This is a genomic window from Methanosarcina sp. UBA5 (assembly GCF_002505485.1).
In the GTDB taxonomy this organism is placed as follows: Archaea; Halobacteriota; Methanosarcinia; order Methanosarcinales; family Methanosarcinaceae; genus Methanosarcina.
The window spans coordinates 30,627-30,888 of the sequence record NZ_DAVG01000067.1 but is presented as its reverse complement, the minus strand read 5'-3'; the positions used below and the strand labels follow the sequence as shown (position 1 = coordinate 30,888).

The 262-nt window shown below is 36.6% G+C and carries 1 protein-coding gene; it reads left to right on the top strand.

All coding sequences use genetic code 11. From position 1 onward, the window contains the following. Nucleotides 1-18 precede the first annotated feature (18 nt). On the top strand, nucleotides 19-262 hold a 244-nt coding region (locus BP621_RS06715; protein WP_292388676.1), incomplete at its 3' end, for a helix-turn-helix domain-containing protein.

Genomic DNA, 262 nt, shown 5'->3' with positions numbered 1-262 from the left:
ACTCAAAAGGTGAAATGAATGTTGAAAGTGCTTCGGTATAGAGTCTATCCAACAAAGGCTCAAATATCAATTATGAATAATACTCTTGAGCTTTGCAGGTGGACGTATAACGAAACACTTGCACTCAGAAAAAATGCATGGGACTCCGAGCAAAATAACATAGGTTACTATGATTCAAAGAAAATGATTCCTGAATGGAAGAAAGAAAAACCTGAATTGAAAGCAGTTCATTCTCAGGTACTACAGGAAGTAGTCAAGAGAG